At 65.1% G+C, this 6456-nt stretch carries 5 protein-coding genes; all 5 read right to left on the minus strand.

The genetic code is table 11. The features are described 5' to 3' along the window. A partial coding sequence (locus tag I6U14_RS16090) for a thiosulfate oxidation carrier protein SoxY (protein ID WP_296900537.1) occupies nt 1-306 on the minus strand: 306 nt, incomplete at its 3' end. 56 nt (nt 307-362) lie between these two features. Continuing rightward, entirely contained in the window at nt 363-896 is a 534-nt protein-coding gene (locus I6U14_RS16095) for a DUF1566 domain-containing protein (RefSeq protein ID WP_296900539.1), read from the minus strand. A gap of 115 nt (nt 897-1011) precedes the next feature. After that, complete coding sequence (locus tag I6U14_RS16100; protein WP_296900541.1) at nt 1012-1542, minus strand: hypothetical protein; 531 nt, start codon at nt 1540-1542, stop codon at nt 1012-1014. A gap of 172 nt (nt 1543-1714) precedes the next feature. Next, on the minus strand, nt 1715-2728 hold the full coding sequence (locus I6U14_RS16105) for a metallophosphoesterase (protein ID WP_296900543.1): 1014 nt from the start codon (nt 2726-2728) through the stop codon (nt 1715-1717). 865 nt (nt 2729-3593) lie between these two features. Then, nucleotides 3594-6455: an isoleucine--tRNA ligase gene (gene ileS, locus I6U14_RS16110; protein ID WP_296900545.1), complete on the minus strand. Its 2862-nt coding sequence runs from the start codon at nt 6453-6455 to the stop codon at nt 3594-3596. Between the last annotated feature and the right edge of the window lies 1 nt (nt 6456).

Here is a 6456-nt window from a genome sequence, read left to right on the forward strand (position 1 = left end):
GTGGCCTGGACCCATGCGAAAGTGTGAAGCGGGGGGCTGAGGGTGCATGTCGGCGAACGTGTAGATTTCTTCCAGGCCGGGCAGCGGGCTCGTCACCGGGACGGGTACCGAAGCACCGTCTTCGATGAAGTCCGGCAGCGTCAACCGGACCCGATCCGGCGCTTCTGTGGCGCCCGCCGGGGTGGCCGCGCCGAGCGCCGCCAGTGCGGCCTCTGCAGCGCCGGGGGGCGGCATCACATCGGCGGCAGCTGCCCGTCGCAGGCCACAGGCTGCGAGTGGGAGCCAGGCCGCAGTCTGGGCGAGCATGCGGCGGCGCCGATCGAGCGGCGCCGGAGCGCCCGCACGCGGATCAGAAAGCCTATTCATTTGGCGGTCCGGACCAGGCGCAGGTGGTGGGCAAGGCTCGGGGCGTGGGGCTCTACGCCCTCAGGGCCGAAGCTCAGCGCATAAACACGCTGGTCGGGGTCGTCCTCCCGCGCGCTGGCGGTCCAGAAGAAATCTGACGCCGTGTTCGGAAACACGGACAGGTTGATGCGCGGGTCCTCACAGCCGCGCTCGATGATCAGCGCGAGGTCGCGCAGGCCGGGCACGCGCCAGTCGTTGAAGAAGTGCTCGCCGCTCGCGTTGACCTCGTCGGCGGCGGCCTGGGCGGCGGGCCAGGCATAGGCTTTTGCCTCGCCGTCACAGGTCTCGCCGTTCCAGGCCTGGCCGAGGGCGCATCGCATCCACATGAGGCCGGATGCGCTGTCGGTGACGGTGCCGTCGCTATTGTCGACGAAGCGCTCGGTGGGGGCGGAAAGCGGGTGCTGACTGGTATCGCAGCGCTGCTCGGCCAAGACCGCCGCAGGCGCCACCGTGAGCGCGGTCAGCAGCGGCAGAAAAAGGGCAATACGCATGGCGTCAACCGCGGCGGGTGCCGCCGGTGATGTTCGAATCGGGGCCGGTGGGAGGGCAGGGATTCTCCCCTCCCACCGACGTGCGGCACTGCTGGTGCCGGCTCTGGGGCCGGGATCAGCGACGCTCGGGCACGTACTCGCGAGTGTCGACACCGAGACCCGTGGGCTCACGCTTGAAGCCGGTGCCGAAGGCCACCGGCACCGCGGCCGTCTGCTCGGACGCGAGACCAGGCTCGATAGGCAGGCCGCGGTGCAGGTACATGGCGTAGGCCTTCATGGCCGTCATCTCATCGGATTGCGGGTCGAACCGCTCGCCGAGCTGCGGGTTCTCGATGCACCAGTTCACCATCTCCTGCCAGGGCACGACCTTGCCGTACATGGTCATGTACTTGGGGAAGGTCTGCGGGTTGGAAGCGGCGGTGTCCGGATGGCAGTTGGCGCAGGCGAGGCCGTTGCTGGTCATCTTGGGCTCACTGCCGTGCCAGAGGTCGTAACCCACTTGGATGACCTCGTAGAGGCTATCCATCTGCGCCGCCAGCTCTTCCTCGGTGAACGGGGGGCGGGCGAAGACGGTGCTGGCGACAACAGTGGCGGCGGCGATGCCGCCGAGTCCCAGGGCGCGGCGAATGGCGATGCGGGTTTTCATTGAGGTTGACTCCTCCAGGTTCGGTATGGCGGGCCGCTGTTAGCTGCCCCGGCGGGGCTTGTCGGCGGCCTTGTATCGTGGCGTGCGTCCGGTGGCATGAGTGCGCGCGGCGTCGCCGGGAGCTGCGCCGGCAGCCACCGAGGGCAGCCGCCGGCGCGCGGCGATGCGTGCGTCAGACCTTGAAGCCGTCCTGCATAAACGGCGTCAGAGAGTCCTCGAAGGGCTTGTACTGGACCAAGCCCTCGAAGCTCTCGCTGAGATCGATGAGCTGCACACCCTGCCCGTCGGTGGCGATGGACGGGTCGGCGCGGTTCATGCGGGTCTCGGGGTAGGCCAGCTCCACCGGCGGGTAAGGCCAGGGCCAGGAGGTGCTCATGGCCGCCACCGACGACATATTGCCGATGCGGTTGTAGAGCGTCTGATGGACATGGCCGTGATAGGACATGACGTTGTCGAACTTCGACAGGATCTCGCGGATTTCCGGGGCATCCGAGGTCTGGAAGTTCCAGCGCGGGTAGTAGTCCCACAGCGGTGAGTGGGTGAAGATGACGATGGGCGTGCTGGGGGCGAGATCCTTCACGTCTTTCGCAAGCCACTCGAGCTGCTTCTCGTGCACGCCCCAGGGGCCCGGGATCGGGCTCTCGAGCATCTCCATGACCGTCATCCGCTCTTTCGGGGAGAGGCCCGCTGGGGTCCAGAAGTCCTCCACCAGGATCGAGTTCAGACCGATGAAGTGCACACCCTTGTGGTCGAACGACCAGGTCTCGTCGCCGAACAGGCCGCGCCAGGCCTCACCCATGTCGAGGTACCAGTCATGCTCGCCCGGAATGATCTTCATGGGCATCTTGAGCTCGGACAGGATCTTTTGCCCCTTGACCAGCTGGTCCTCGGTGCCGTTCTGGGCCACGTCGCCGCCGAACAGCACGAAGTCCGGCATCGGATTCATGTTGTTGACCTTGTTCACGGCGTCGATCAGCTGCTGATCGAACTTGTGATCGTCCATGCTGTAGAGGTGCGCGTCACTGATGATGGCGAAGCGGAAGGGGTCGACCTTGCCGCCGGCCTCCGCTTTGACGACATCAACGATACCGAGGTTGATACCCGCCGCCTGCGCGACCAGCGTGGCCACGCCGGCCTTACCGCTGAACGCGAGGAAATCGCGGCGTTTCTGATTCACTTCGGACATTGGCTTCACTCCACCTTTGATTGGCTTTTGGGGCAGGCGTGTGGCGCTGCCGTTTTTGCTGACTCGCCGCGCTTGCCTGCCTGGCTGCGGCGTTAGGCCGACCGTCCAGGGGTCGGGCGCATTCGTTTGGACATCCTTGAGGAGACTGCCGATCGCATCATGCGGCGTCTGCCGATTGCGGCCTGGCTCTTTGAGTGGCGTGACCAGATTTTGTCGATATCCCTTCGATCATCGGCCTGGGCATCATCAGCCAGTGCTTATGCCGCCTCGGCGTGATTTCCCGAGCGTTTGACTCGGTGACTGTCGGTGTTTGTCCAATCGACTGCCGGGGGAGGATATAGACAGCGGCAAGGGAGTCAAGCGGGCGAGCGGCATTTGTTCCTATCGCCGTCATTTGCCATGCCTATGCGGCGGATTTATTAATTGAGTATTTTCTTATATGTCTGCCAATTCCTCGAGTGTTGGTGTTCGGTCATTAGGGGCGCTGCTCGGGTGAAACGCAGCCTCGATCATGGCTTCGCCGTGCATGACTCAGTAGAAACCATTGGCTATGCCGGTATCGAAGAATGTACTTATATAAGTGCTCTCTCAATTAGATCAGTTTATCCATCCGACGAGCGGTATAATGGAAAGCCGGCCTTTTTCGGGCGCAAAGCCACGACTGTGGCTGTTTGGGATGCAGTTACACAGGCGACGGGACGACGCGGGCAGGCTGCGGAGCAGTGGTCGACGGCGGCATCAACCGCAATGTCGCAAGGCGCGAGAGACCGATGCTCAGGGAGAGACCGATACCGATGTGTTGACCATCCTGGCCAAAATCGGACGTGCTCGCCTGCACAGTAAACGCCAATAAATCGGCGTTGTCTCAGGCGATGCGGCGCACCTCGCCCTGCCCGGCGACGTTCTCGACACAGCGCCCACACAGCTCGGGATGCGCCTGATCAGCGCCCACGTCGGGCCGATGGTGCCAGCAGCGGGTGCACTTGGCGTGCGGGCTGGCACTCACCTGCACAGCGAGGCCGGTGAGATCGGTGTCGGCAGCGCTGTCCGGTCGCAGCTCCAGCGGGTGTAGGCGGGCCTCGGACGTGATGAGCACGAAGCGCAGCTCGTCAGCGAGTCTGCCGAGGATGTCTGCCAGATCTGGCGCGCAGTAAAGGTCCACCTCGGCATCCAGTGCCGCTCCGATGACGCCCGCATTGCGCGCTGTCTCCAGATGCTTGCCGACGGCGGTGCGCGCCGCCAGTACCTGTGCCCAAGCCTCCCTGTCCAGCGCGGCGCCAGCATCCAGCGGGAAGAGCCCGCCGTACCAGGCGGCGGTAAAGATGTGGGGGTCGCGCTCGCCCGGGATGTGCTGCCAGATTTCATCTGCGGTGAAGCTCAAGATGGGTGCTAGCCAGCGGCTCATGGCTTCGACGATGTGGTACATGGCCGTCTGGCAGGAGCGCCGCGGCAGGCTGTCTTCTTGCGTGGTGTATTGGCGGTCCTTGATGACATCCAGGTAGAAGCCGCCCATGTCCACCACGCAGAAGTTGTGCAGGCGGTGGTAGATCTGGTGGAACTGGTAGCCCTGATAAGCCGCCGCGATCTGCTGCTGGAGCTGGTGGGCGCGGTCGACGGCCCAGCGGTCGAGCGCCAGCATCGCATCGGGCGCGATCAGGTTCGCCGCCGGATCGAAGCCGTTCAGATTGGCGAGGAGGAAGCGCGCGGTGTTGCGGATGCGCCGGTAGGCGTCGGCGGTGCGCTTCAAGATCTCGTCGGAGACGGCCATCTCGCCGCGGTAATCCGTCGCCGCGACCCAGAGCCGAATGATGTCGGCGCCCAGGGTCTTCATGACCTCCTGTGGCTTGACGACGTTGCCTAGAGACTTGGACATCTTGCGCCCCTGCTGGTCCACGGTGAAGCCGTGGGTCAGCACTTGCCGGTACGGTGCGCGCTCGTACATGGCCACCGACGTAAGCAGGCTCGACTGGAACCAGCCGCGGTGCTGGTCCGATCCCTCCAGGTATAGGTCCGCCGGGCTGCTGAGTCCGGGCCAGCCGGACTCAGGATCGTTGCGCTCCAGCACGCAAGCGTGGGTGACGCCGGAGTCGAACCAGACATCCAGCGTGTCCTGCACCTTGTGATATTCAGCGCCTTCGGTCTCGTCAAGCAGGTCCGCCGGGTGCAGGTCGAACCAGGCGTCGACGCCCTTCTGCTCGATGCGCTCGGCGACTGCTTCCATCAGCTCGGCACTGCGCGGGTGAAGCTCGCCCGATTGTTTGTGCACGAGGAGCGGAATGGGTACGCCCCAGGTGCGCTGACGCGAGATACACCAATCCGGGCGGTTGCGCACCATGGCATCGATGCGGGACTGGCCCCAATCCGGCATCCAGTGCACCTTGGCAATCTCATCGAGCGCCGCCTCGCGCAGGCCGGCCTGATCCATGCTGATGAACCACTGCGGGGTGGCGCGGAAGATAATGGGCGTCTTGTGCCGCCAGCAGTGGGGATAGCTGTGCTGAAAGCGCGAGCCTAAGAGCAGGGCGCCGCGGGCCTTGAGCGTCTCCACCACTTGCTCGTTGGCATCCCAGACGGACTCGCCGGCGAAGATCGGCGTGTCCGGCAGAAAACGTCCGTCGCCGCCCACCGGATTGTCCACCGCGAGCTTGTAGCGGCTGCCGACGATGTAGTCCTCCAGGCCGTGTCCGGGGGCGGTGTGCACTGCGCCGGTGCCGGCCTCCAGCGTGACATGCTCGCCGAGGATGATGGGCACCTCGCGATTGTAGAACGGGTGCTGGAGCTTCAAGCCTTCGAAGGCATCGCCGCGGCCGTAAGCGATGACGCGGTAGTGCTCGATGCCCCAGCGGTCCATGGTGTCGCGCAGCAGGCCTTCGGCCACCAGCAGGCGCTCGCGGCCATGCTCCGTCGCCCCCTGACCGTCCGTCTGCACCAGTGCGTATTCGAGCTCCGGGTTCAGGGCGACTGCTTGGTTGGCGGGCAGGGTCCAGGGCGTCGTGGTCCAGATGACCACCGACATCGGGCCATCGCCGTGGCCATCGGGCACGGAATGGCAGCGGGCGAACAGCGCCTCTTCGTCCAACACCCGGAAGCGCACATCGATGGCCATGGAGGTCTTATCGGCGTATTCGACCTCGGCCTCGGCCAGCGCCGAGCCGCAGTCGATGCACCAGTGCACCGGCTTGCTGCCCTGGTGGATGTGCCCGCGCTCAAAGATGCGCGCCAGGGAGCGGACGATGTCCGCCTCGAAGCGGTAGTCCATGGTGAGGTACGGCCTGTCCCAGTCGCCCAGCACACCCAAACGCTTGAAGTCCGTGCGCTGCCCGTCCACCTGCCGTGCGGCATAGTCGCGGCAGGCGTGGCGGAACTGGGTCGCGCTGATCTTCTGCCCGGGCTTGCCCTTTTTCTTTTCCACCTGCAGCTCGATGGGCAGGCCATGACAGTCCCAGCCCGGCACATAGGGCGCATCCAGGCCGTCGAGGGTGCGCGCCTTGACGATGATGTCCTTAAGCACCTTGTTGACGGCGTGGCCGATGTGGATCTCGCCGTTGGCATAGGGCGGGCCGTCGTGTAGGACGAAGCGCTCGGCGCCGGCGCGGGCCGCGCGCACCTGACCATAGACGTCGTCCGCCTCCCAGCGTTTGAGCATCTCCGGCTCCCGCTGGGCCAGGTTGGCCTTCATCGGGAAGCCGGTCTTCGGGAGGTTCAGGGTGTGCTTGTAGTCGGTCACG

The sequence above is a fragment of the Thiohalocapsa sp. genome (assembly GCF_019695415.1).
In the GTDB taxonomy this organism is placed as follows: Bacteria; Pseudomonadota; Gammaproteobacteria; order Chromatiales; family Chromatiaceae; genus Thiohalocapsa.